The 1,303-nt window shown below is 57.6% G+C and carries 3 protein-coding genes; 1 reads left to right on the plus strand and 2 read right to left on the minus strand.

Annotation, left to right across the window (positions count from 1 at the left end):
• The coding region (locus ACXJKH_RS20655; RefSeq protein WP_457322186.1) for a hypothetical protein at positions 1-275 on the minus strand (275 nt) is incomplete at its 3' end.
• A gap of 241 nt (positions 276-516) precedes the next feature.
• Between ACXJKH_RS20655 and ACXJKH_RS20660 the strand changes: the two genes are divergently transcribed.
• On the plus strand, positions 517-657 hold the full coding sequence (locus tag ACXJKH_RS20660; RefSeq protein ID WP_293983431.1) for a hypothetical protein: 141 nt from the start codon (positions 517-519) through the stop codon (positions 655-657).
• A gap of 55 nt (positions 658-712) precedes the next feature.
• Here the strand turns inward: ACXJKH_RS20660 and traD are convergent, their stop codons facing one another.
• The gene (traD, locus tag ACXJKH_RS20665) at positions 713-1,024 is read right to left on the minus strand and encodes a conjugal transfer protein TraD (RefSeq protein ID WP_457322189.1); all 312 of its coding nucleotides are present in this window, start codon (positions 1,022-1,024) and stop codon (positions 713-715) included.
• Between the last annotated feature and the right edge of the window lie 279 nt (positions 1,025-1,303).

Raw genomic sequence — 1,303 nt, forward strand, 5'->3', positions numbered from 1 at the left:
GCCTGGGTCAGTGCGGCGCGAACAAGCTCTTGCTGGAGGCCTTGAGTCTCAACACGCACCAGGGCGCGCAGGCGCTCATCCAGAAGGTCGTTGAAGAATTGTGCGCGCAATTCTTCCGCCGACACCGGACATTGCCGCGGCTGCAGAGCAACCACCAAGTCATTGCCTCGGACAAAAATCTCTACGGCGCAGCTTGCGGTATGGCGGTGGGCGGCCCTAGTGACCACCTCGTCGCTATACAAACTGCGATCAATAACAAACTCCGAGCGTTCCATTGCCCATCCCCCTGTGGATCGCGTAACTCTGCACCTGGGGTGGATGTTTGACAAGCGCCCAATGCGGGACGGGTAAATGAATGCGCGCCGAGGCGCGGTTAAGGTGGCGCTGGCTCGGCCGGCGAATATGAAAGACAACGTGTAGCCCTGAGTGAGAGCTCGTTTAGGTCACTTGCTTCGCCGCCGGTTCGAGCGCAGCTTATGGCCGTCACCAGCCGGTGACTGACCTGGAGAGAGGAATATGGCCAAGAACGAGAAAACCAGTCCGAAGGCRGCGACCGCAGCCAGCAAAGTCTTGAAGAGCGGCAGCACAGGCAAGAACTCCAAGACCGCCGCTGGCTCGGCTCTCAGTCAGGCCCCGGACAAGGGCAAGAAGAAGTAGCCACTAGGCTGGCCGTCCATCCTGGGCGGCCAGCACCTGGATCAGATCGAACGCTTCAATGTAGAGCAGCGGAGTCCTGCAGCTTCGCCTTGCCGACRACGCAAGCATCCTTTCGGATCTCGTCATCTGTGCGGCTCTGCTGGTGGATCAAAAGCGCGCCTAACAGTTCTGCGTCATCCAGTGTTTCCGCTGCAGCCAAGTAAACCAGCGCTGCGACACGCCGGCGGCGGCGTGCTTCTTCCTGACGCTGTGCTTGCTTGGCTTTGCTCGCTTGACGTTGTGATGCCAACAGCTCGCGCGCCTGAAGCTGGGCGAGCCGCTCGGTGGCCCTCTGGATGCGCTCATGGTAGTGATTGGTTGCGGTCATGGTGAATTCCTTCATGAGGTTGAAACCAGTCAACCAAAGAAGTTGGTGCCGTCAAGATCGCTCGCATCTGAAAATGTACGAACGTGCAACGCTCAATGAGCGCTCAAAAAAACATGCTTAAAAGAACAATGCAAGAGCGCACTTAGGTGTAACTCCGTTACACGTGCGCAAAGGGCTTCGCCCCTTGGACCCCAAGCGGATTCCCGCTTGCGAAGAGAAAAAACAAAAGCATAAAGACTCCGACCAATCACGGAGATCTCAATGGCTATCTACCACACC

This window comes from Stenotrophomonas sp. P5_B8 (genome assembly GCF_054049855.1).